We start from the raw sequence: 23,032 nt of genomic DNA, 5'->3' as shown, positions 1-23,032 counted from the left end.
GCCAACATCGATGTTGAATGTAATACCGCCATCGCGAGCAGGCTCGCTCCCACAGGTTGTGTTACTCGATTTACGCCCTGTGGATCAGAGACGAAAGCCCTGATAGTCCGCCGCCCATTGCTGTTGTGCAGCGAGGGCGGTTTTCAAGCGGCCGATTTGCTCGCGCACCTGTTGCGGCGCGGTACCGCCCCAGCCACTGCGAGCAGCGATGGCAGCTTCCAGGGTCAGGCTGTCACGGACTTCGGGCGTCAGGCGCACATCGATCTCGGCGAGCAGCGCCGGCGAGGCTTCCCAGAGTTCGATGTCGTGTTTTTCACAGGCTTGAACCAAAGCGCCAGTGATTTCGTGGGCTTCCTTGAACGGCACGCCGCGCACCGCCAGCCAGTCGGCGACCTCGGTGGCGAGGGTGAAGCCCAGAGGGGCCTGACGACGCAGCTCTTCGACGTTGACCTTCATGGTCGCGACCATCCCGGCCATCGCCGGCAGTACCAGCAGCAGGGTGTCGACGCTGTCGAGCACACCGTTTTTGTCTTCGCTCAAATCACGGTTGTAGGACAGTGGCAGGGATTTGAGGGTCGAGAGCAGACCGGTCAGGTTGCCGATCAAACGGCCGGCCTTGCCACGCGCCAGTTCGGCGATGTCCGGGTTTTTCTTCTGCGGCATGATCGAACTGCCGGTGGCGTAGGCATCGTCCAGCGCAACCCAACGAAATTGCCGTGAAGACCACAGGCAAAACTCTTCGGCCAGACGCGAGATGTTGACGCCGAGCATGCTCGCCACGAACAGGAATTCGGCGACGTGGTCGCGGCTGGCTACCGCGTCGATGGAGTTCTCGCAAACACCGTTGTAGCCCATTTCCTTGGCCGATTGCTGTGGCTGGCGGGCGATGGCGGAACCGGCCATGGCTGCCGCGCCCAATGGCGACAGCGAGGTGCGTACGTCCCAATCCACTAGGCGCTGCACGTCGCGCAGCATCGACTGAGCGTGGGCCAGCAAATGGTGAGCGAACACGATCGGCTGCGCTTGTTGCAGGTGAGTAAAACCTGGGCAAATGCTTTCGATGTGCTGCTCGGCCTGGTCGACCAGCGCCTGTTGCAGGGCCAGCACTTCAGTGGTCAGGGTCCGAGCGTGATCACGCAGAAACAGCCGCAGATCGTTGGCGGTCTGATCGTTGCGCGAGCGTCCGGCGCGCAGCTTGCCACCCAGTGCACCCAGGCGTTCGGTCAGCAGGCGCTCGATGAAAGTGTGAACGTCTTCGTCATCCAGCGTCGGGCTGACTTTACCTGCGCGGAAGTCTTCGCCGATGCGCTCGAGAGCGTCGAGCATGGTTTGGGTTTCCTGCGCATCGAGCAGACCGGCGCGTTGCAGTTCCCCGGCGTGAGCCTTGGAGCCGGCCAGGTCGTAAGGGGTGAGGCGGAAGTACCGCTCAGGGCAGCGGGACAGGGCCGCCAGGGCTTCGGACGGGCCGCTTTTGAAACGCGCTCCCCACAAACGATCGGTTGCTTGAGTCATTGTTGTTTTCCTCGTCGGTAACACGAACTGAATTCGTTACGCAAAGCCTTGAACACTCGCCGGGATCTTCCGGGCGTGGTTCGGCTCATGCAGTTTTCAAAAGGGCAGTTGCAAGTGGCGAGAGCTGATCGAAGTGTCAGCTTTTAATAGTTTCGAATCAGTGAGTTGGCACTGATCGGGGAGAATTATTGGTGGTTGCCAAGCGTGGTTTTCTGTGTTCATTATTATTGGCCAGCTATGTTTTTGTTGTTGGACACAGACTGTTGAATCGGGCGCCAGAGGTAAATAAGCATTATGGAAACCCCACTTTCCAATTCTGGAAACCCGCCGTTGAAAACGGCCCATCGAGCCCCTTTGGCCCTTAGCGGGCTGGACTTCAAACTGCTCAAAGTGTTCAAGGCAGTGGTCGAGGCCGGTGGTTTCAGTGCGGCTCAAAACGAGCTGAATGTGGGGCTTGCAGCCATCAGCAAACAGATCTCGGACCTTGAGATTCGCATCGGCATGCGCTTGTGTACCCGTGGTCGGGAGGGGTTTTGCCTGACCGAAGAGGGGCGTCTGGTCTACCAGGCATCGATCGATTTATTTGCCTCGGTCGACAACTTTCGAGATCGGCTTAGTTGCGCGCAAAATGAATTGATCGGCGACCTTGGCGTGGGGGTGATCGACAATACGATTTCCGATGAAAACTCACCGTTAGTTGCAGCGCTTAAACGAATCAATGAAGAGTCACCGAAGGTGAGATTTCAACTTCAGGCCTCGCAACTGGATGAAGTGGAAAGAGGTGTAGTGGAAGGTCGCTTAGTCGCCGGAATAGTACCGGTCTATCAAAAAAGAGAAGAGTTCGATTACTTCGCGCTGTATGAAGAAAGATCAGAGGCCTACTGTGCGGTCGGGCACCCGTTGTTCAGCGTTCCGGAAGAGGAAATGGGCGAGGACGTGCTCAAGCAGCACGAGTTCATCAACCATCGCTACGCCATCCACCGTGACAAGCTGGCGTTTGCCCGATACGACAGCTTCTCCGCGTCGGCCTCTCAGGTGGAAGCGGTCGCGATGCTAATCAAAACCGGGCGTTTTCTGGGTTTTCTTCCACAGCACTATGCCGCGCCACTGGTTGCACAAGGCACGTTCAGAGCCTTGCGGCCGGACCTGATCAGCTTCAATACACCGTTCAACCTGATCCTGCGGCACAACACGGTACGCAGTCCTTTGGTCAAAGCGTTCGCCCAGGCGTTAGGGGTGGATCTGAAGTCTGGCGTATGACATCGAGCGCGAAAGTCTGGTTGCTTGATAGCCGCTGATAGCACGGCGGAGTTGTCGCAGGGTTTGGCATCTATAGCGTCTGTCAGGGTGTGTCGAACACTTCCTCAAGTGGTCGGCGGACAAGTAAAACAACCCATCTGTTTGTCCGAAGTGTTGACTGATATCAATCTGAGATCTTTCAACGAAAGATGGGGTAATACGGTGAAAGTTCAGGGCGCGGGACAATTGTTCCTCGGCTGTTTACTACCGATACAGCAGCGCTTACGGTTCGATGCGATAACGCATGGCGCAGCGTCGAGCGCCCGGCAATCCGTGGGCGATTTCGGCTTCCAGCACAGCCTTCAAGCGCTGATCGAGACTGGAAAACGGTAGGGTCTCAAAACCGAAACGCCGGTAAAAAACTTCGTTCCACGGCAATTCGCGAAAGGTGGTCAGGGTCAGCGCCGTCAGCCCACTGCTGCGTGCGTGCTCCAGGGCTGTCTGCATCAACCTGCGTCCCAGTCCTTGGCCCTGAAACCCGCTGCTGACAGACACTTCCTGGATATGCAGTTCGGTGTCGACGGTATAGGCGCTGAGAAAGCCCACGATCAAACCCTCAGCCGCCTCGATGACCCAGACTTCGGCTGAATCAATATCGCGCTGATGCTGTTCGACGCCGGTGACCGGTGCATCGGCTAGCCAGCTGAGTTCGGGATCGTTACGGAAAAGGGCAGCAGCTGAACGCTCTACGGCGGGTAGCGCGCTGGCGTCAGCGAGTTGGGCACGGCGAAGGGAAAGGGTCATGGGCGCAAGCTTAAGCAAGCGCCCTGACGAAGTGCAACCGGTTCAGGGTTGCACAGGTACCAGGTGCAGCAAGACGTAGTCGTTCTTGTCGAAGTTCCCGTTCAGCACCGGTTGCAATGTCGCCAACCGAGAGCCTTTCAGGGCCTCGTAGTCGCTTTTGTCCATTACCAGCCAGGCAGGGCCTTTCAGGTTTTCCAGCTCTTGCACTGAAGAGGTGAAGACCGGGAACAGGTCGTGCTCGACATTGACCATGAACTTGATGGCCTTGGCGTCTTTGCCCATGGCGTGCAGCACCAAGGGAGCCGGGTCTTTCTGGATCAGTTCAATGGCTGCATGACTGAACGTGCGGGTGTCGAAGAGCGAACGCTCCACCGGCTCGAACACCAGAATGTAGGTCGACCACAGCGCCAGCACCGCAGCGAACGCCAGGCCCACCGCACGCACACGCGGCTTGAACAGCAGCCCCACTGCGACCGCCTGCAACACACCGAGTATCACCATCACCGCTGTCACCGAGGTGAGATGCTCCGGAAAACGTCGCTTGGCCACCACCAGTCCGATGATCAGCAGGCCGGGCATCAGCAGCCACAGACCTTGCATCAGGCCACGCAGCCACTGAAAGACCCGACCCTGCGCGCCCTGGAACGGATACGCGGCAATGATCGCCGCCATCGGCAGCATTGGCAGCATGTAACGGGCTTTTTTCGCCATCGGGATCGACAGGCCAATCATCACGATCAGCCCGGCGGCAGCGCACAAGGTCAGCAGGCGCAGGGCCGGTCCACGGTCCTTGCGGCCAGCCAGCAACACCGCAGCCAACACCATCACTGCCAAGGGAAAGGCCAGCGCATAGTTGCCCAGCGAACTGCTGAAGTAATACAGCACGCCGCTCGCACCTTCGCGGCCGTCCATGCGCCCCATGAACTGCATGCGGATCACGTCTTGCACAAAGGTCGGGCCGCCGCTGACATTCGCCAGCCACAGCAACAAGCCGACACCGGCCGCCAGTAGCACCGCTGCCAGCAAGGCGAACGTGATCATGCGGCGCCACTGGCCGTTGAGCAGGTAATAACTGCACAGCACACCGGTAGGCACCACCAGACCGATCGGCCCGCGAATGGCAAAACCGAGTACCAGCAACGCGAGTATCAGCGGCAGTCGTCGCGGAGCCTGGAAGTGGTCAGCGGCATAGCCCAGATAGAACACGGCGAAGGTCACGGCCGCGACCATCTGGTCGAGGGACACGGCGCGGGTTTCGGTGATGAAGGTATTGCTCAGCATCATCATGGCGATGCTGAGCAGAGCCCAGGTTCTGGAGTAGGGCGCTACCAGCCGGTACATCAGTGTCACGATCAACGCTGATGCAATGGCGCTGGGCAGCCAGGCCGTCAACGCGTTTACCTGGCCAAAGGGCAGCGAAAGCAGCCAGGTAAAAAACGTCGAGGTGGCCCAATAGTCCGCGTAAGGCTGGCCATAGGTGGTCGGGAAGAATCCCGGCCCATGGCGCAGCATTTCCTGGGCAAACAGTACAAACCGCGTGTCGAATCCGATCGCCGATTGCTGGTAGACCCCGGCGCAGAACAGCAGCAGCGCCAGTAGCCCCAGACCTAACGATTGTTGACGGATCCCTGTCGATGGATTGGCGTGCACGCGGGGGCCTCCTAGGCTACGACGGAAGAGGCTGGCCACTGTTGCTGAGGGATTGGCAGGTTACGCGACTCGCCACGACCCATCGGGAAGTACTTGAAGCCTTTGCGTGCCAGGCGATCAGCGTCATACAGGTTACGGCCGTCGAAGATCACCGGGGCCTTGAGACGCTCCTCGATCAATTTGAAGTCCGGCGCCTTGAACTGTTGCCATTCGGTGCACACGATCAAGGCGTCTGCGCCTACCAGCGCGGATTCCGGCGTGCCCATCAGCGACAGGTTCGGTTGATCCGGGTACAGGTGTTGGGTTTCCTGCATGGCTTCAGGGTCGAAGGCCCGTACGTGTGCACCGGCGGCCCACAACGCTTCCATCAGCACCCGGCTTGGCGCATCGCGCATGTCGTCGGTGTTGGGTTTGAATGCCAGACCCCAGAGGGCGAAGGTCTTGCCTTTCAGCTCGCCTTTGTAGAACGCGTTGATGCGCTCGAACAGCTTGTGTTTCTGCCGTTGGTTGATGGCCTCGACTGCTTCCAGCAGGTCGCTGGAGCAATTGGCTTCCTGGGCACTGTGGATCAGGGCGCGCATGTCTTTAGGGAAACACGAACCGCCATAGCCGCAGCCAGGGTAGATGAAGTGGTAGCCAATGCGCTGGTCTGCACCGATGCCCATGCGTACGGCTTCGATGTCCGCACCCAGGTGTTCGGCCAGTTCGGCGATCTGGTTGATAAAGCTGATTTTGGTCGCGAGCATGCAGTTGGCCGCGTACTTGGTGAGTTCGGCACTGCGCAGGTCCATGAACATGATGCGGTCATGGTTGCGGTTGAAGGGGGCGTAGAGGTCGCGCATCACTTCACGCACTTCTTCACGTTCGCAACCGATGACGATGCGGTCAGGGCGGCGGCAGTCACTGACGGCCGAGCCTTCCTTGAGGAATTCCGGGTTGGAGACAATATCGAACTCCAGGGTACGCCCGGCTTTCTTCAATACTTCTTCAATGTGGGCCCGCAGGGTGTCGCCGGTGCCGACCGGGACAGTGGATTTTTCCACGAGAATCAGCGGTTCAACCCGATGGCGCGCGACAGCGTCGCCCACGGACAGGACATATTTCAGGTCGGCCGAGCCGTCCTCGTCCGACGGCGTGCCGACAGCGATGAACAACACCTGCCCGTGCTCGATCGCCATTTTCTCGTCGCTGGTGAAGTGCAGGCGCCCGCTCTCCAGGTTCTCCTTGACCATGCTCTCCAGCCCTGGTTCAAAGATAGTGACGTGGCCTTTTTGCAGCAGTTTGATCTTGTTCTGATCGACGTCCATGCATACGACATCATGACCGACTTCAGCCAGGACAGTCGCCTGCACCAGACCTACATAACCGCTACCAATTACACTGATTTTCATGAGGCATTCCTGACTTCTGGGGCGCTGGCAGTTCGAGAGTTAATAGTGATGACACCGAGGATGACCAAGGCCACCCCGAGTGTTTTGTAAAGACTGAAGTTTTCGTTGAACAGCGGCAGGCTGGCGGCCAACAGATACACCAGCGCATAGCTGATACTCAACAGCGAATACGCCCGACCCAGCGGCAGATCGCGCAGCGCGGCGAGCCAGCACAGCATGGACAGGGCGTAAGCGAAGATCGAGGCAAGCACCACGCCGACCGCGAGCAGGTCGATACTACCGTTGCTCAGGGCCTGTAGCCACTGATCGGGCAGCGGCAAATGGCTCATGCTCCAGCGCATGCCCAATTGGGCGGCACTGACCAGCGCCACACTGCCCATCGCAAAGCTGATTCCGCGACGAAGGCTCATGCGTGCCTCCCGAGCAGAACGACGCCGGCGATGATCAGCGCAACGCCGATCCAGTGACGGCGATCAATGGTTTCGTGGAAGACGAAATGGGCGGCCAGGGTGATCAGCACAAAATTGAGGCTCAACATCGGGTAGGCGATACCGACTTCCAGACGCTGCAACACCAACAACCACACCAACAGGCCAAAGCCCAGGCTGGCCAATGCCAGCCACAGCCACGGCGAGAGCAGTTTCTCGCTCCAGCCGGAGTCTTTGCCGCGCCAGCTTTCGACGGCGTACTTCTGGGCGATCTGGCCCAGGCAGGTCAGCAGGCAGGCCGACAACAGCAGAATCAGGGTCATGGTGCGCTCTGCGGGATGATCAGAATGACCATGTTACCTTGCTCGTAATGCTTACCATCCTTGGGCAGCAGTTCGAGCTCGCGGATTTCGTCGTCACCCTTGACGCGCATGACCACGCCGACCGGACCCGTCTTGCGGGCTTCGCTCATCCACTGTTGCACGTGATCGGTATCGACCCGACGCGCAGCGGCATCCGGGTAGTCCAGGCCGTATTTCACTTCGCCGTTGGTGTTGTACAACGCCACTTCAGGGCGTTGCAGGCGCCAGGCGACTGCGGACGCGGCTCCCAGGTCATTGCTCAGCAAGCTTTTGGTCTGGCTGAGTTCGTCAATGTGCTGGAGGACAAACTGATCGGGCATTTTGTTGTAGACCACCGAGTGCGGCAATGCGGCCGGCAGAATGGCAATCAGCAGCCAGCTGCCGATGGCCGGCGCAGCCCATAGGCTCAATGGACGGACCACCAGCAACAGGTTGGACAGGATCCAGCCCATGATCACGATGAACACCAGCACCAGATTGTGCATTTCATCGACATACACGGGTTTTGTCAGTTGCAGGTAAACCATCACCAGCAGGGTGGTCAGACCGATGACCAGGTTCAGCAGGCCGTTGATCTTGAACAGCCGGCTTTGGCCCTGGTTCAGTCGGTCAATCAGCGCATTCCCCATCAACAGTGCCAAGGGCAGCAGGCACGGCAGGATGTAGGTTGGCAACTTGCCTTTGCTCAGGCTGAAAAACGCCAGCGGAAGGACCAGCCACAGCAGCAGAAAACCGGTGCTGGCCTGACGCCTGGTTTGCCAGGCTTGTTTGAGGGCCGAAGGCAGGAACACCGCCCATGGCAGGCTGAACGCTACCAGCATCGGCAGATAGAACCACCACGGCGCCGCGTGTTGCGCATCGTCACCGGCAAAGCGGCGAATGTGCTCGTGCCAGAAGAAGAAACGCCAGTAATCGGGTTCCTGCGCATGCACGGCCAGGACCCACGGCAGGCTCACGACAATCGCCACCACGATAGCCATCGGGCCGTACGCCAGCAGTTCACGCCAGCGTTTTTGCCAGATCATGTAGGGCAGGGCGATCAATACCGGAAGCAGCCAGGCCAGGAAACCCTTGGTCAGGAAGCCCATGCCGCAGGCTAGACCCAGGGTTGCCCAACTCATCAGCCGCGCATTGCGACTGCTGCTGTCGAGCGCAAACCACAAGGCCACCAGGCTCAGGTCGACCCAGAAAGTGAATTGCGGGTCGAGGTTGGCGTAGCCCCCTTGACCGGCAACCACCGCAAAACTCATGTAGAGCAATGCGCTGGCAATGCTTTTGCGCGGATCGTTCCAGAGCCTGCGAGCGATCAGGTAGGTCAGCACGATGCTCAGTCCGGTCGCGAGTGCCGAAGCAACGCGCACACCGAACAGGTTTTCGCCGAACACGGCCTGACCGATGGCGATCATCCAGTAACCGGCGATCGGCTTCTCGAAATAACGCAGGCCCATGAAATGCGGCGACACCCAGTTGCCACTCAGGAGCATTTCCTGACTGACCTGGGCGTAGCGGGTTTCATCCGGAATCCACAGACCATGCGTGCCAAGCGGCAACAGATAGACCAGACCGAAAGCGATCAGCAATAACGGCAAAGCCCAGCGTTTGCTCATTCGCCTTGCACTCCCAACCATCCTTCACGGCCTTCAAGGGCGCCACGTAGCACGCGGCCCTGAGGCAGAGTTGTCGGCTGGGCGGGTAACAAATCACCCAAAGGCTGGAACTGGATGCCGCGCTGACGCGCGTCGACCAGCAGTTGGCGGAAATCGTTAGCCATCAGAATCCCTTCTACCTCCGCATGTATCGTATATACGTTCAGCTTCGAGGGGCTGAATCGGTCAAGAATGTATGAGTTGAACTCATTGGCTGCAACGACGGGACCCACCACTTCATCGAAGGTTGGCAAGTCGACCGGAATTTGTGGCGTGCCGAGGCTGCCGTCTGCCAGCCGTGGCTGGAACAGGCTTTGTCCACGACAGTCGCTGTTGTAACGAAAGCCAAAACGCTGCTTGGCTTCGATGACCCGCTCGTCGGCGCGCCAACCGGCGGCCGCCGAACAGTCCACGGCCTGCCCGAGAATATCGCTAAGGGTGTCTACGCCCCGGCGAATCTGCTCGATCAGGTCAGCGTCGCTCCAGCGCCCTGCGTTGGCTTGCCAGCCGTGGTGATCCCAGGCGTGCAAACCGACTTCATGGCCAGCCGCGAGGGTCTGGCGCATCAGGTGCCCCAGGTCACGGCCGATAGGCTTGCCTGGCCAGGCAGTGCCGGCCAGCAAGATGTCCCAGCCGTACAGGCCCGCGGCATTGGAGCGGAGCATTTTCCAGAGGAACTGCGGACGGATGAGGCGCCATAAATGGCGCCCCATGTTGTCCGGACCAACGCTGAAAAAGAACGTCGCCTTGACTTGTGCTTCATCGAGCATCTCCAACAACCGGGGTACCCCCTCACGGGTACCTCGGTAGGTGTCGACATCGATCCGAAGACCTGCCTGCATCAGCGCTTGTCCGCGATTTCGAGCATGGCTTCGCGCAGGAAGAAGTCCAGCGTGTTACCGATGGTTTCGCTCATCTCGACGGTCGGCTCCCAGTTCAGCAGGCGCTTGGCGTTTGCGATGCTTGGCTTGCGGTGTTCCACGTCCTGGTAGCCAGCGCCGTAGAACGCCTTGCTCTCTACGTCGCGGAAACCGGCGAACGGAGGGAAGTTGGCGCGCAGTGGGTGAGCTTCGAACTGACGCAGCAGCTCTTCGCCCAGCTGACGGATGCTGGCTTCGTTGTCCGGGTTACCGATGTTGATGACCTGACCGTTGCACGCGTCATTTTCGTTATCAACGATACGCGCCAGAGCTTCGATACCGTCGGCAATGTCAGTGAAGCAGCGCTTCTGCTCGCCGCCGTCGAACAGACGGATCGGGGTGCCTTCTACCAGGTTCAGGATCAGCTGGGTGATGGCGCGGGAGCTGCCGATACGGGCCGAGTCCAGACGGTCCAGACGTGGGCCCATCCAGTTGAACGGACGGAACAGGGTGAAGTTCAGGCCTTTGGCGCCGTAGGCCCAGATCACGCGGTCCAGCAGTTGCTTGGAAACCGAGTAGATCCAGCGTTGCTTGTTGATCGGACCAACGATCAGGTTCGAGGTGTCTTCGTCGAAGTTCTTGTCCTGGCACATGCCGTAGACTTCGGAAGTCGACGGGAAGATCACGCGCTTGTTGTACTTCACGCAGTAGCGAACCAGTTTCAGGTTCTCTTCGAAGTCCAGTTCGAATACGCGCAGCGGGTTGCGGGTGTATTCGATTGGGGTGGCGATGGCCACCAGCGGCAGAACCACGTCGCACTTCTTGATGTGATATTCGATCCACTCGGAGTGAATGCTGATATCGCCTTCAACGAAGTGGAAGTTTGGATGGCTGCGCAGACGCTCGATAGCGTCGGAGCCGATGTCCAGACCATAGACGTCGTACTTGTCGTCACGCAGCAGGCGCTCGGACAGGTGGTTACCGATGAAGCCGTTGACGCCGAGGATCAGTACGCGGGTGCGACGTGGGGCACGGCCCGATTCAGCGCCACGCAGTACGGAACCGTCGACCAGACCCAGTTCGTTGGCCAGTTGCGGGCCGCTCAGGTACAGGCCGTTTTCGTTACGCTGGCCGGAGGTGACGACCAGGGAGTCTTCGCCGCAAGCGATACGCAGAGGGTCGACGCTGATTACGCGGCCTGGTGCCAGACCTTCGTTGCCCTTGACGACTTCAGCGCTCCAGACAATCAGTTTGTGCTCGCCCACCGCGCAGAAAGCGCCCGGGTAAGGCTGGGTCACGGCGCGAACCAGGTTGAACAGCTCTTCAGCCGGTTTCTTCCAGACCAGTTTGCCGTCTGCAGCAGTACGACGACCGAAAACAGTGGCCTTGGACTCGTCCTGGGCGGTTTCGGTGATTTTGCCCTGTGCCAGCAGCGGCAGGGTGTCGCGCAGCAGGTTGGAAGCGGCTTCGCGCAGCTTGCCGTGCAGGGTCAGAGCGGTATCGGCACGCTCGATCGCAACGCGTTGCTGGGCGATGATCGCGCCAGCGTCGGCACGCTTGACCATGCGGTGCAGGGTCACGCCGGTTTCGGTTTCGCCGTTGACCAGTACCCAGTTCGCTGGAGCACGGCCACGGTAGGTTGGCAGCAGGGAGCCGTGCAGGTTGAACGCGCCTTTGCGGGCGGTCGCCAGCAGTTGCTCGCCCAGCAGGTTGCGGTAGTAGAACGAGAACAGGTAGTCCGGGTTCAGTTTGGCAATACGCTCGATCCACAGTGGGTGGTTGGCGTCTTCCGGTGCGTGCACAGGAATGCCTTTACGGGCGCACAGTTGCGCGACCGAGCCGTAGAAGGTGTTTTCCTTCGGATCGTCGGCGTGGGTGAACACGGCAGCAATCTCGAAACCTGCGTTGAGCAGTGCTTCGATACCTGCACAGCCAATGTCGTGATAGGCGAAAACAACAGCTTTTGAACTCATGGCGAAACCTGATCAGTAGGGGTGGAAGGCAGACCGTCGACAGTGACAACGGGAGCAGGAGCAGCGGGTTGGTTACGTAGGATTTTTTCGATAAAGAAACGTGGTCGCGCGCGGACATCGCTGTACATGCGGCCCAGGTATTCACCCAGAAGGCCCATGCCGATGAACTGGCCGCCGGTGAACACAAAGAGCACGGCGAACAGTACGAAGGTGCCGTCACCCGCCCAACTGGCGCCGAATATCAGGCGCAGGAAGATCAGCAGGAAGGCAAACAGCGTGCCCAGTGCCGCCAGGCTGAAACCAATGATGCTCAGCAGGCGCAGCGGGGTAGTGGTCATGCAGGTCAGCAGATCGAACATCAGGCTGATCAGGCGCATCGGGCTGTATTTCGACTCGCCATGCTCGCGCTCGGCGTGCTGCACCAGAATTTCGGTGGTGTGGCGGGCGAAACTGTTGGCCAGAATCGGGATGAAGGTGCTGCGCTCACGGCACGCCAGCATGGCGTCGACGATGGTGCGGCGGTAGGCGCGCAGCATGCAACCGTAGTCGCTCATGGCGACGCCGGTGGAGCGTTGCACAGCCAGGTTGATCAGTTTCGACGGCCAGCGGCGCAGGGCCGAGTCCTGGCGATTGTTGCGCACAGTGGCAACCACGTCGTAGCCCAGTTCGGCTTGTTCCACCAGACGGGGGATTTCTTCCGGCGGGTTCTGCAGGTCGGCGTCGAGGGTAATGACCACATCGCCTTTGCAGTGCTCGAAACCGGCCATGATTGCTGCGTGCTGGCCGTAGTTGCGGTTCAGGATGACCGCCACCACGGAACTGCCTTCGCGCTGGGCGGCGTCTTCGAGAATTTGTGCCGAGTTGTCGCGGCTGCCGTCATCGACCAGGACGATTTCATACTCGTGCTTGAGTTGCTTGCAGGCCGCTTCGGTACGGCGCAGCAATTCAGGCAAGCTTTCTTCTTCGTTGTAGACCGGGATAACGATCGACACGCAGTTAATTGGATATGGCTTCAAAGGCTTCAGTCCAGAATATTTTCAATGGCGCCAACGACGCGTTCGACATCATTGGTAGTCATGTCAGGGAACAGCGGGATCGAGCACAGTCGTGCCGAGTTCCATTCGGTGTTGGGCAGATGGATGCCCGGGAATCGTTGGCGGTAGTAAGTGTGCAGGTGGGTGGCCACAAAGTGAATACCTGTACCGATATTCTGTTCCTGCAAGGCTTTCATGAAAGCCTCACGGTCCATCCCGCAACGTTCAGCATCGATGCGCAGTATAAACAGATGCCAGGCATGCTGCTGCGGGTAAGTAGTCGGCACACTCAGTGGTTGTACCGGCAGGCCTTCCAGACGTTGCAGGTAGGTCTGCGCCAGCGCTGTGCGCTTGGCGTTGATTTCGTCGAGGCGCTGCAACTGTACCAGTGCAATGGCGGCGTTGATGTCGGCCAGGTTGTACTTGAAACCCGGCTCGACGACCATGGCCTGAGGTTTACGGCCATGGGTCAGGCGATCGTAGGCATCTACGCCGAGACCGTGGAACTTGAGCATGCGCACTCGATCTGCCAGCGCTTGATTGTCGCTGACAAACATTGCGCCTTCGGCGCAGGTCATGTTCTTGATCGCGTGGAACGAGAAGATCGCGGTGCCCTGAGCGCCAATGGCGCGACCGCGATAACGGGTGCCGGCAGCATGGGCGGCGTCTTCGATAACGGCGATGCCATGCTTGTCTGCCAGTGCATAGAGCGGATCGAGATCGAACGCCGCGCCAGCGTAGTGCACCGGGATGATGGCTTTGGTGCGTGGGGTAATGGCGGCTTCGATGGCCTGGACGTCGGTCATCAGGGTGTCGCGGTCGACGTCGACAAACACCGGGGTGGCGCCCAACAGGCAGATCATGTTGGCGGTCGAGACCCAGGTCTGCGACGGCGTGATCACTTCATCGCCAGGGCCGATGCCCAGCGCCAGGAGTGCAATGTGCATGCCGCCGGTGGCCGAAGACAGCGCTACGGCGTGCTGGCAACCTACGTAGTCTGCGAATTGCTGCTCGAGTTCCTGGTTCTTCGGCCCGGTGGTGATCCAGCCGGAGCGCAACACCTGCTCAACGGCGGCGATTTCTTCATCACCGATGCTCGGGCGAGAGAAGGGGAGAAAAGCCTGATTCATGTGGACCTCGGGTTTGGAAATATCAACAGCCTGGGTGGGGCGGCAAATCAGCGGTCACAACTTTCGAATCAGCTCGAAGCGGTGCTTCGAAGCGTCGTCCGTGACAGCGTAGACGAAAAAACGAAAAGTATATCAATCAGTTAACCAATCTTTTGGGAAAAGTGCACTAATTGACTTTTATTTTGTCGGTCGGCAGTTTGAGCGACCCAAAGGCATCGCTCCGGATGCGCAGAGGGTAATCTCGAAAATGTGAAAGGGACATGAAAAACCGGTGTCGAGAATGTTTAACTGTAACCTTTACAGCAAATGTTCAGGGATTTTCACACGTTAAGGCCCTTTATGACAGCTTTTGCCATTTTTTTGGCATTGTGAAGCGGGCCGCCCAATGACCCGCGCATTGCTGATCTGCTACCCTGCCTATCTCAATTTTTCATTGTTCTCAACACAAATTCCGTGAGTTGAGGGGCGTTCATTTAAGGCCGGTTCAGTTTGATTGATTTACCCGACACGGCATTGCCTCGTTGCGCCAGCGACCAGCCAGAAATGACAGCAATGAAATCGGCCAGGCCCAACCCGCTGACGTCTTATCTGGCGCGTCTTGCCCCTTCAAGTCAGCTGACCATGCGCTATGTCTTACAGGATGCCGCAGATCGCCTGGGCTTTGAAGAGCTGAACATCGAAGAAATCCCGTGGCACGAGCTCCAGCCCGAGCATGTCATCGCGCTGGTCGCGACGCTGCGCAGTGACGGTTACGCCCCCAACACTTCCTCACTGTACGTCAATGCTGTGCGTGGCGTGATGAACGAAGCCTGGCGCCTGAGCCTGATCGGTCAGGAGCACCTGCTGAAGATGCGCTCGGTCAAAGGCATCGCCGGTACCCGGTTGTCCCAGGGGCGCAACCTCAAGCGGACGCTGATTCGCGACCTGATGGCGGTGTGCACTGCCGACCCAAGGCCTCAGGGCCTGCGCGACGCCGCGATCATTGCGATTCTCTACGGTTCGGGGATGCGCAAGTCCGAGTCGGTGAACCTGGATCTGGCGCAGGTCGACTTTGCCGAACGCAGCCTGCGGGTCACGGCCAAAGGTAACAAGCAATTGATCAAATATGCGCCGAGCTGGGCTTTCGCCAAACTGCAAGCATGGCTTGAGTTGCGCCGCTCACTGTTGCCGCAAGGGCAGGACGATGATGGGTTCCTGTTCAACCGGATTCGCCGTGGCAGTCACATCACCCGCGAGCGAATTACCAAGCATGCGATCTACTACATCGCCCGGCAACGCGGTGCACAGGTCGGAGTGAAGATCATGCCCCACGACTTTCGCCGCTCGTTCATTACCCGAGTGATCGAGGAGCATGACCTGTCGATCGCCCAGAAACTGGCTCACCACAGCAATATCCAGACGACCGCCAGCTACGACGTGCGTGATGACAACGAGCGGCGCCGGGCGATTGATCGATTCGACCTCTGAATGTGACCGATCAGGGCGTCGCAACCGCCTGCCGGCGAAGGGGCTCAGTCAGTACGTGCGCATGACCCAAGGTCGAAATGTGTACCAGGCTGCCAGCCGCCGGTGCATGCACGCCAGAGCTTCGTACCAGTAACGAGCGGCTTGCTGACCGTCCGTCTATGGCTGGGGAGGGCAGCTTCAGTTCCACCGTCAACGTGCAGGTATTGCCGCCAAAGTCGCGATCGGTCACCACCCCGATGCAGCCGTCCACCTGCTCCTGGCCTGCAACCTGACTGGAAATCTGCAACTGCTCGGGCCGCAACATGATCTGCGCCGCGCCGTTTTGCGAGGTATGGCAGACATGAACCCGTCCGAGATCGCAGGTGGCCCGGCCATTTTCGACCCAGGCCGGCATGACCACGGCATCACCGAGGAACAGCGCTGTTTCTTCGTCATGAGGGCGCAGGTACAAGTCCATCGGCTGCCCGGTCTGCACCAGTCGGCCTTGGCGCATCACGGCCAGTTGATCGGCGAATGACAGCGCCTCGGACTGGTCGTGGGTCACCAGGATAGTGGTCACGCCGCTGTCCGACAGAAGCTTGGCAACCATCTTGCGCATGGATGCCCGCAGGCCAGTGTCCAGTGCAGAGAAGGGTTCATCCAGCAGCATCAGCCGAGGCCGCTGCGCCAGGGCGCGGGCCAGGGCGACCCGCTGTTGCTGGCCACCGGAAAGCTCGTGCGGCCAGCGTTGGCTCATGCGTGAGTCCAACGCCACCATGTCCATCAACTCGGCGATACGTGTTTGCTTGGAAGCGGCATCACCCGAGAGTCCAAAACCGATGTTGCCGGCCACCGTCATGTGCGGAAACAACGCACCATCCTGCGGCACATAACCAATCAGGCGCTGATGCGCGGGCACTTCGGTCGAACCGTCGACCAGCGTCTGGCCGTTGAGCGAGATGCTACCCGAATCGGGAAACTCGAACCCGGCTATCATCCGCAGCAAGGTGGTCTTGCCCGAGCCGGAAGGGCCGACGATAGCCGTGCGGCTACCCGCTGGCACCGTCAGGCTAACGTTGTCGAGGGCAGGCAGGGCGCCGAAGGTTTTGAAGATGGAGTTCAGTTCGAGAGCGTTCATCGGCCTGCCGTGCGTTTGGATTGATGATAGAGAAGGGCGGTCAACGGAAGCGAAAGCAAAATCATGATCAGCGCGTAAGGTGCCGCTGCGGCATAGTCGATTTCGCTGGTCATGGCCCAAAAGCCGGTGGCCAGGGTGCGGGTGCCACTCGGCGAGAGCAACAGGGTTGCGGTCAGTTCATTGGTGATCGCCAGGAACACCAGCGCTGCACCGGCCGCAGCACCCGGTGCTGCCAGGCGCATGGTAATCAGCCAGAGCGCCTTGCTCGGCGAGCTGCCCAGGCTGCGGGCGATGTTTTCCAGCTCTACCGGTGCCTGAGCAATGCCTGCGCGCAGGCTGACCAGCGCTCGTGGCAAGAACATCAGCAGGTAGGCCAGCAGCACGGTGATGGTGGTCTGGTAAATCGGCCGGGCAAAGTTGATGGTGACCGTCACCAACGCCAGTGCCACGACGATCCCCGGCAAGGAACTGGTGATGTAGTTGCAGCTTTCCAGGAGGCGATGCAGGCGCCCCGGCGAACGGATTGACAGCCAGGCCACCGGAACCGCCGCGCAGGTGGTGATCACTGCGCCGACGCTGGCCAGGATGAGGGTCTGCTTTAGCGCCGGCAGAATTTCCGCCATGCGCCAGACCTCTGCACCACCGGCAATCAACCATTGGGCCAGGGTAATCAGCGGCACACCGAGCGCCAGTACGCTGCTGATGATTGGCAGCAACAGCATGGCGGCCTTGGTATTTCGCGACAGACGCTGGGTACGCTGCAGGCGAGCGCTGCCGGAACCGACCCGTGCGTAACGCGCATGGCCACGGGACGCGGACTCCGCGGTCAACATCAGCAGGCAGCACAGCGCCAGAACCCCAGCCAGCATATTCGCCGCCGGACCGTTGAAGGACGATTGGAACTGGTCGAAGATGGCCGTGGTGAAGGTGTCGAAGCGAATCATCGCGTACAAGCCGTATTCGGCCAGTAAGTGCAACCCGACCAGCAACGCACCGCCACAGATGGCCAGGCGCAGTTGCGGCAGCACGACCTTGAAAAACACTGCCCAGGGCTTTAGCCCCAGCGATTCGGAGACATCTTCGATGGCCGGATCCAGGCGTCGCAGGGTGGCGGCGATCGGCAGGTAGAGGAACGGGAAGTAGGCAATGACCGAAACCAGTACCCCGGCAAACAACCCGTGAATCGGTGGAACCAGGCTGACCCAGGCATAACTGTGCACAAACGCCGGTACCGCAATCGGTGCGGTTGCCAGCACCGACCAAAGGCGTCGCCCCGGCAAGTCAGTGCGCTCGGTCAACCAGGCGAGTGCCACGCCCAGCGCGACACACAGAGGAATCGTGATCACCACCAGCAACACGGTGTTGATCAAAAGTTCGGCCACTCGAGGCCTGAAGACCAGCTCGGCGATCGTCGCCCAGCCGGTTTGAATGGAAATGCCGATGACAAACGCCAGCGGCATCAGCGCCAGCAACGACACCAGAATGGAAGTGGCAACCACCCACGTGCCGCCGCGCCTCCCGGAGGCGCGGCGCGGGTGTTGACGTGGGGAGGCTAGAGTCGTCAGGTGGACGACTTCAGCAGCTTCTGGCAGCGCGACTGGCTTGGACATCGGATTACAGCAGCCCCGCCTGAGTCATCAGCTCGACAGCTTTTTTGCTGTTGAGCTTGGAGGCGTCGACGGCAGGTGCGTCAAGTTGCGCCAGCGGCACCAGTTTCGGGTTCGACTCTGCATCCTTGCCCACCGCGTACTCAAACGACTTGCCGGTTTTCAGAATGGCCTGGCCTTCTTTGCCGGTGATCCACTTCAGGAAAGCCTGAGCTTCTTCCTGGTGTTTGCTGGATGCCAGAACAGCGCCACCGGAGAGGCTGACAAACGCGCCTGGATCTTTGTGCTTGAAGTAGTGCAGCGAGGTGTTCTTGCTGTTTTCGCCGGTTTTGCTCTGATCGACGAAGCTGTAGTAGTGGTAGATCACGCCGCCTTCGATCTGGCCGGCGTTCACTGCCTTGAGCACAGCGCTGTTGCCACGGTAGGCGGTAGCGTTGGCTTTCATCCCCTTGAGCCATTCCAGGGTGGCGGCTTCGCCTTTGAGTTCCAGTACGGCGGCGACGATGGCCTGGAAATCGGCGCCGGCAGGCGAACCGGCCCAACGACCTTTCCAGCTTGGGGACGCCAGGTCCATCAGCGACTTTGGCAGGTCGGCTTCGGCCAGTTTGCTTTTGTTGTAAACGAATACGGTCGAACGAGCCGCGATGCCTACCCATTTGCCATGGGCCGGGCGATAGGCCGAACCGATCTGTTCCAGGGTCGACGGCGCGACAGGTGCAAACAGCCCGGCGTTATCCACCAGCACCATGGCCGGGGAGTTCTCGGTCAGGAATACGTCAGCGGGGGAAGCCGCACCTTCTTGCACGAGCTGATTGCCCATTTCGCTGTCATCGCCGTTGCGCAGCGTGACCTTGATCCCTGTTTCGTGGGTAAAACCTTCGACCCAGGCTTTGGTCAGGGTCTCATGCTGAGCGTTATAGACGACGATGCCTTCAGGACTTGGCGCAGCAAAGACATGGCCGGCACCCAATAGAGCGGTGGCGAGCAGCGCGGTTTTCAGAAACGAAGGGAGACGAGGATTCATTTTTTTAGCAGCTCCTGCGGTTTTTTAAGAATCAGCTGTGCAAGCCTTTCATGGTGCTTCTGCGGTCCCTGCAGCTTGCTCAAAACAATGCGAATCATTCGCATGTCTTTCATGCGCCGGCAATTTAGTGCGGGAACTGTGAAAAAAACGTCAAATGCATCATTAATCAATGTGGTTTGTATTTAGATTGAGTGGCTCAGGGCGGAGTTTGAAGGACAGAGCTGATTGAACTCAAACACTATCGTCGACGAGGATGTGGCTGGAAGGAGGGGTGCCATTCACGATCTCCAGCACCTGATCGGTAGCGTAACGCTTGATAAAATAAAAATTATCAATAAATACAATATCTTGCAGATATTTTTAGAAGAGATACATGAAGTTAAACGGCAGTGCTTGAAAGTGATCGAGAGGCCCACTGGGCCTCTCGATGTTTTTTCAGTTGGCGGGGGCGTTGGGGATGAAGGCGATGCTGGCGTCCGAGCGCGGATGCAGCAGCCGTTCACCGTTATCTGGTTGCGTGATGACAGCCTGATGGTCGACAGTCAGGTAGTTAAGCGGCAGCTGATCGCCACGTTTGTATTGCGCCACAATGATGGTGCGCTGCGGGTCCCATTGCTGGCCGCTGGTCTTTTCCAGCCATGCCATGAACTGTGCGCTACTGCCTTCGCGGGGGAAGTCCTTGGTTTCGGACACATAGTAGAAAGGCGCACCGTCGTTTTGCAGGTACATCGGGACCTTGTTGTCGACGTCGACCATCACCATCCGCCATTGATTCCACGGCGCGATCAGGCTCGCTTGAGCCTTGACGTCGTTGCCGAACTGCACGACGCCGCCGCCACCGTTGCTCCAGGGCGAGATAATCCCGAGCACCAGCAACAGCAGGGCCGTCGTGACGCCAAAGCCGATCTTCCACCCGCGGCCTTCGACTTTGCCGGCAGCACGCCGTTGCTCCATGCGCTGGGTGACCCACCAGGCCGCCAGCAGTTGGGCAAACGGCACCAGTGGCAAAACGTAGTAGCTGCGTCGGCTACCGCTGGCGGTGAAGAACAGAAACAGCAAACCCAGGCCCCAGATCAGCCAGCGGGTATTGGGCTCGGTCGTGCGCCAGTTGCGAACCGCGACCCACAACCCAAGCACCCAGAACGGTGCCCACGGCAGGGTATAAACCGGTAAATAGATCAGGTAGGTGTAAATCGGCCCGAACTGGTCGAACGGCTGGAAAAAACGTACCACGTTTTCCCGGAAGACCAGTCCCAGGCCACTCTGGGCGGAGGTGGGTGCGCCGTAGATATTCGACAACACGAACGGCACTGCGTAGACCAGGCCGGCAACCAGCAGGGCGACGCACAGGCGCAGGTTGAGGTGACGCTTCCAGCGGCCGTCTTGCAGCAGATGGGGCAGCAGCACCAGCCCCGGCAGGATGAACCCGATCAGGCCTTTGAACAGTGATGTGACGGACAGCAGCAGGAAGAACACGCAGTAGCGACCGAGTCGCGTGTCGTCCGGGCCGCGCAAATACCACCAGACAGCCGCCAGCACGCCGCACACGGTCAGAATGTCAGCCGTCGCGACCCGGGCCCAAAAGACGAAATAGAAGGTGGTTGCCAGCATCCAGCCGGCGATCAGCCCGGTGCCTTTGCGAAACAGCTGTTCGCCGATCAGGTAGACCAGCCAGACACTCAGCCAGGCTGAAATCACTGAAGACAGGCGCAAGGACCAGTGGCCAAGGCCGCCGGTGAACCAAGTGGTAGCGGTAATCAACCAGTAAGAGGGCAGTGGCTTGTCGTAATAGGAGCCGCCCATGAGGTATGGGTCGAAGTAGTTACCGCTTTGCAGCATCTGCAACGCGATGTTCGCCCAACGGGTTTCCGGGCCCCAGAGTTCCCGTGTGCCCAATCCCAATAACAGGAGAAGCGCTGAGACCCCAAGCAGGATCAGCAGCGCGCGTGTTTCGGTGTCCCGCGATTTCATAGGTTGCTTCCTTGGGTCCGACCGCCAGCCGCCGGATTGCTCCGTGCCAATGGGCGCCGCAACCAGCGCGCCAGGGTCAGAAAATGCAGATCATCTACGTGCCGGGTGACGGTCTGTGTATCGTCACCCGGCCACCGGTGCATCAGGAATCTTCAGGGCAGTTTCGGGAAGACCAGGATCTCCAGTTCGCCTCGCTTGTAATGCTTGCCATCGATCGGCAGCAGCAAGACTTCCTGTTCTTCCAGGGCATTTTTCACCCGCATCACCACACCCACCGAACCTTTTTTACGGGCTTCGGTCATCCACTGCTGGACACTGGTCATGTCGATCTTGCGGTGTTCTGCTTCTGGGTAATCCGTGCCGTACTTCAGTTCGCCGACAGTGTTGTACAGGTCAACTTGCGGGCGTTTCAGGCGCCAGGACAATGCCGAAGCAGCGCCCAGATCGTTACTCAGCAGCGAAGAGGTCTCGCTCAATTCCTGAAGGTGTTCGGCGATGAACTGGTCAGGCATTTTGCTGTTGACGATTGCGGCGGGCATGGAGGCCGGCAACAAGGCGACCAGCAGCCAGATGCCCAGCGCCGGAGCGGCCCAATAGACCAGCGGCCTGAGGGCTTGCAGGGCGTTGGCGATGATCCAGCCGGCCAGCACGATGAAGCCCAGCGACATAGGGAACATTTCGGTGTTATCGAAGATCTGCCTGGTGATCTGCAGATAGATCAGGACAATCAGCGCAATCGTCGCGATCGCCGCGTTGAGCAAGCCGTTGATACGAATCGCCTGGCCACGGGCCTGGGTTACCAGGTCGATCAGGGTGTTGGCCATCAGCAAGGCCAGCGGCAACAGGCACGGCATGATGTAGGTTGGCAGTTTGCCCTTGCTCAAGCTGAAAAACGCCAGCGGCAGGAGCATCCACAGCAGCAGGAAGCCGATGCTGTTCTGACGCTTGTCTTTCCAGGCCTGAATCAGCGTCGATGGCAGCAGGGCCGCCCACGGCAAGCTCGATACCACCATGATCGGCAGGAAGAACCACCACGGCCGGGTGTGCTGGGCATCTTCGGCGGCGAACCGGCGAATATGCTCTTGCCAGAAGAAGTACCGCCAGAAGTCGGGTTCATGGCTATTGATCAACAGCACCCACGGCAGGCTGACAACGATAGCGATGACCATCGCCACCACGCCATAGCGCAGTAATTCACCAAAGCGTTTTTGCCAGATCATGTAAGGCAGTGCGATCAACACCGGCAACAGCCAGGCGAGGAAGCCCTTGGTCAGGAAACCCATGCCGCAGGCGAGGCCGAGCAGGGCCCAGGCACCGAGCTTGCCGCGTGGGGTTTTGTTATCCAGGGCAAACCACAGGGCAACCAGGCTCAGGTTGACCCAGAAGGTAAACTGCGGATCGAGGTTGGAGTAGCCAGCCTGGCCGGCGATCAGGCCGAAGCTCATATAGAGCAGGGCGGCAGCGAAGCTCTTGCGCGGATCGTTCCACAGGCGACGGGCAATCAGATAAGCCAGCCACACACTCAGACCGGTGCTGACTGCCGAGGCAATACGCACGCCGAACAGGTTCTCGCCAAAGATCGCCTGACCGATAGCGATCATCCAGTAACCGGCAATGGGCTTCTCGAAATAGCGAAAGCCCATGAAATGCGGAGACACCCAGTCACCGCTCAGCAACATTTCCTGGCTGATCTGCGCGTAGCGGGGTTCGTCGGGAATCCATAACCCGTGGCCTACCATCGGCAACAGGTAGAACAGGCCGAAGGCCAACAACAGGCAGGGTAAAGCCCAGCGTTTGATCATTTGACTCGTGCTCCC

General features: G+C 59.3%; 18 protein-coding genes. 2 read left to right on the top strand and 16 right to left on the bottom strand.

Annotated elements, in window-relative coordinates; all coding sequences use genetic code 11:
* Positions 1-84: 84 nt before the first annotated feature.
* On the bottom strand, positions 85-1,512 hold the full coding sequence (gene argH, locus NTD87_RS11835) for an argininosuccinate lyase (protein ID WP_262114124.1): 1,428 nt from the start codon (positions 1,510-1,512) through the stop codon (positions 85-87).
* A 294-nt stretch (positions 1,513-1,806) separates the two neighbouring features.
* Between argH and NTD87_RS11830 the strand changes: the two genes are divergently transcribed.
* Entirely contained in the window at positions 1,807-2,772 is a 966-nt protein-coding gene (locus NTD87_RS11830; RefSeq protein ID WP_262114123.1) for a LysR family transcriptional regulator, read from the top strand.
* Positions 2,773-3,033: 261 nt separating this feature from the next.
* On the opposite strand, the gene NTD87_RS11825 is transcribed toward NTD87_RS11830, so the two are convergent.
* Genes NTD87_RS11825 through arnB form a run of 10 tightly spaced genes read right to left on the bottom strand, consistent with a single transcriptional unit; the run spans position 3,034 to position 14,029 of the window.
* Positions 3,034-3,555: a GNAT family N-acetyltransferase gene (locus tag NTD87_RS11825; protein WP_262114122.1), complete on the bottom strand. Its 522-nt coding sequence runs from the start codon at positions 3,553-3,555 to the stop codon at positions 3,034-3,036.
* Between the two features lie 42 nt (positions 3,556-3,597).
* Positions 3,598-5,205, bottom strand: coding sequence for an ArnT family glycosyltransferase (locus tag NTD87_RS11820; protein ID WP_262114121.1), 1,608 nt, complete (start codon positions 5,203-5,205; stop codon positions 3,598-3,600).
* Between the two features lie 11 nt (positions 5,206-5,216).
* Entirely contained in the window at positions 5,217-6,596 is a 1,380-nt protein-coding gene (locus tag NTD87_RS11815; protein ID WP_262114120.1) for a UDP-glucose dehydrogenase family protein, read from the bottom strand.
* The gene (gene arnF, locus NTD87_RS11810) at positions 6,593-7,006 is read right to left on the bottom strand and encodes a 4-amino-4-deoxy-L-arabinose-phosphoundecaprenol flippase subunit ArnF (protein ID WP_262114119.1); all 414 of its coding nucleotides are present in this window, start codon (positions 7,004-7,006) and stop codon (positions 6,593-6,595) included. Before arnF ends, NTD87_RS11815 begins: the two co-directional genes overlap by 4 nt.
* On the bottom strand, positions 7,003-7,347 hold the full coding sequence (arnE, locus tag NTD87_RS11805) for a 4-amino-4-deoxy-L-arabinose-phosphoundecaprenol flippase subunit ArnE (RefSeq protein WP_262114118.1): 345 nt from the start codon (positions 7,345-7,347) through the stop codon (positions 7,003-7,005). Before arnE ends, arnF begins: the two co-directional genes overlap by 4 nt.
* A complete protein-coding gene (gene arnT / locus NTD87_RS11800) occupies positions 7,344-8,993 on the bottom strand; it encodes a lipid IV(A) 4-amino-4-deoxy-L-arabinosyltransferase (RefSeq protein WP_262114117.1) in 1,650 nt (549 codons plus the stop codon). Before arnT (NTD87_RS11800) ends, arnE begins: the two co-directional genes overlap by 4 nt.
* On the bottom strand, positions 8,990-9,874 hold the full coding sequence (gene arnD, locus NTD87_RS11795) for a 4-deoxy-4-formamido-L-arabinose-phosphoundecaprenol deformylase (RefSeq protein ID WP_262114116.1): 885 nt from the start codon (positions 9,872-9,874) through the stop codon (positions 8,990-8,992). Before arnD ends, arnT (NTD87_RS11800) begins: the two co-directional genes overlap by 4 nt.
* A complete protein-coding gene (gene arnA / locus NTD87_RS11790; protein WP_262114115.1) occupies positions 9,874-11,865 on the bottom strand; it encodes a bifunctional UDP-4-amino-4-deoxy-L-arabinose formyltransferase/UDP-glucuronic acid oxidase ArnA in 1,992 nt (663 codons plus the stop codon). The genes arnD and arnA overlap by 1 nt, the downstream gene beginning before the upstream one ends.
* Positions 11,862-12,881, bottom strand: coding sequence for an undecaprenyl-phosphate 4-deoxy-4-formamido-L-arabinose transferase (arnC, locus tag NTD87_RS11785; protein ID WP_262114114.1), 1,020 nt, complete (start codon positions 12,879-12,881; stop codon positions 11,862-11,864). The genes arnA and arnC overlap by 4 nt, the downstream gene beginning before the upstream one ends.
* A 5-nt stretch (positions 12,882-12,886) precedes the next feature.
* Positions 12,887-14,029 carry a UDP-4-amino-4-deoxy-L-arabinose aminotransferase gene (arnB, locus tag NTD87_RS11780; protein WP_262114113.1) on the bottom strand — a complete coding sequence of 381 codons (1,143 nt, stop codon included), beginning with the start codon at positions 14,027-14,029 and terminating at the stop codon, positions 12,887-12,889.
* Positions 14,030-14,581: 552 nt separating this feature from the next.
* On the opposite strand from arnB, the gene xerC reads away from it, so the two are divergent.
* Positions 14,582-15,496, top strand: coding sequence for a tyrosine recombinase XerC (gene xerC, locus NTD87_RS11775; protein ID WP_262114112.1), 915 nt, complete (start codon positions 14,582-14,584; stop codon positions 15,494-15,496).
* A 10-nt stretch (positions 15,497-15,506) separates the two neighbouring features.
* Here xerC and NTD87_RS11770 read toward each other — a convergent pair whose 3' ends face one another.
* The 5 genes from NTD87_RS11770 to arnT (NTD87_RS11750) all read right to left on the bottom strand — a co-directional run bounded on the left by NTD87_RS11770 (position 15,507) and on the right by arnT (NTD87_RS11750) (position 23,017).
* Positions 15,507-16,613 carry an ABC transporter ATP-binding protein gene (locus tag NTD87_RS11770; protein ID WP_262114111.1) on the bottom strand — a complete coding sequence of 369 codons (1,107 nt, stop codon included), beginning with the start codon at positions 16,611-16,613 and terminating at the stop codon, positions 15,507-15,509.
* Positions 16,610-18,073 carry an ABC transporter permease gene (locus NTD87_RS11765; RefSeq protein ID WP_262114345.1) on the bottom strand — a complete coding sequence of 488 codons (1,464 nt, stop codon included), beginning with the start codon at positions 18,071-18,073 and terminating at the stop codon, positions 16,610-16,612. Before NTD87_RS11765 ends, NTD87_RS11770 begins: the two co-directional genes overlap by 4 nt.
* Before the next feature lie 154 nt (positions 18,074-18,227).
* Entirely contained in the window at positions 18,228-19,244 is a 1,017-nt protein-coding gene (locus tag NTD87_RS11760; RefSeq protein ID WP_262114110.1) for an iron ABC transporter substrate-binding protein, read from the bottom strand.
* 435 nt (positions 19,245-19,679) lie between these two features.
* Positions 19,680-21,215, bottom strand: a complete 1,536-nt coding sequence (locus NTD87_RS11755; protein WP_262114106.1) for an ArnT family glycosyltransferase — start codon at positions 21,213-21,215, stop codon at positions 19,680-19,682.
* Between the two features lie 152 nt (positions 21,216-21,367).
* Positions 21,368-23,017, bottom strand: a complete 1,650-nt coding sequence (gene arnT, locus NTD87_RS11750; protein WP_262114105.1) for a lipid IV(A) 4-amino-4-deoxy-L-arabinosyltransferase — start codon at positions 23,015-23,017, stop codon at positions 21,368-21,370.
* Positions 23,018-23,032 lie beyond the last annotated feature (15 nt).

Origin of the sequence: Pseudomonas sp. 6D_7.1_Bac1 (assembly GCF_025465945.1) — a bacterium.
Taxonomy (GTDB): Bacteria; Pseudomonadota; Gammaproteobacteria; order Pseudomonadales; family Pseudomonadaceae; genus Aquipseudomonas.
The sequence above is the reverse complement of the archived record's forward strand: the minus strand, read 5'-3'. Positions and strand labels throughout refer to the sequence as shown.

What these genes read in the sequence shown, in the direction of transcription:
- NTD87_RS11830 (WP_262114123.1), top strand. Translation starts at nt 1,807, where the DNA reads ATGGAAACCCCACTTTCCAATTCTGGAAACCCGCCGTTGAAAACGGCC.
- arnT (WP_262114105.1), bottom strand. Translation starts at nt 23,017, where the DNA reads ATGATCAAACGCTGGGCTTTACCCTGCCTGTTGTTGGCCTTCGGCCTG.
- xerC (WP_262114112.1), top strand. Translation starts at nt 14,582, where the DNA reads ATGAAATCGGCCAGGCCCAACCCGCTGACGTCTTATCTGGCGCGTCTT.
- NTD87_RS11760 (WP_262114110.1), bottom strand. Translation starts at nt 19,244, where the DNA reads ATGAATCCTCGTCTCCCTTCGTTTCTGAAAACCGCGCTGCTCGCCACC.
- NTD87_RS11765 (WP_262114345.1), bottom strand. Translation starts at nt 18,073, where the DNA reads ATGCCGCTGGCGTTTGTCATCGGCATTTCCATTCAAACCGGCTGGGCG.
- argH (WP_262114124.1), bottom strand. Translation starts at nt 1,512, where the DNA reads ATGACTCAAGCAACCGATCGTTTGTGGGGAGCGCGTTTCAAAAGCGGC.
- arnT (WP_262114117.1), bottom strand. Translation starts at nt 8,993, where the DNA reads ATGAGCAAACGCTGGGCTTTGCCGTTATTGCTGATCGCTTTCGGTCTG.
- arnE (WP_262114118.1), bottom strand. Translation starts at nt 7,347, where the DNA reads ATGACCCTGATTCTGCTGTTGTCGGCCTGCCTGCTGACCTGCCTGGGC.
- NTD87_RS11755 (WP_262114106.1), bottom strand. Translation starts at nt 21,215, where the DNA reads ATGAAATCGCGGGACACCGAAACACGCGCGCTGCTGATCCTGCTTGGG.
- arnA (WP_262114115.1), bottom strand. Translation starts at nt 11,865, where the DNA reads ATGAGTTCAAAAGCTGTTGTTTTCGCCTATCACGACATTGGCTGTGCA.
- NTD87_RS11770 (WP_262114111.1), bottom strand. Translation starts at nt 16,613, where the DNA reads ATGAACGCTCTCGAACTGAACTCCATCTTCAAAACCTTCGGCGCCCTG.
- NTD87_RS11825 (WP_262114122.1), bottom strand. Translation starts at nt 3,555, where the DNA reads ATGACCCTTTCCCTTCGCCGTGCCCAACTCGCTGACGCCAGCGCGCTA.
- arnD (WP_262114116.1), bottom strand. Translation starts at nt 9,874, where the DNA reads ATGCAGGCAGGTCTTCGGATCGATGTCGACACCTACCGAGGTACCCGT.
- arnF (WP_262114119.1), bottom strand. Translation starts at nt 7,006, where the DNA reads ATGAGCCTTCGTCGCGGAATCAGCTTTGCGATGGGCAGTGTGGCGCTG.
- arnB (WP_262114113.1), bottom strand. Translation starts at nt 14,029, where the DNA reads ATGAATCAGGCTTTTCTCCCCTTCTCTCGCCCGAGCATCGGTGATGAA.
- NTD87_RS11815 (WP_262114120.1), bottom strand. Translation starts at nt 6,596, where the DNA reads ATGAAAATCAGTGTAATTGGTAGCGGTTATGTAGGTCTGGTGCAGGCG.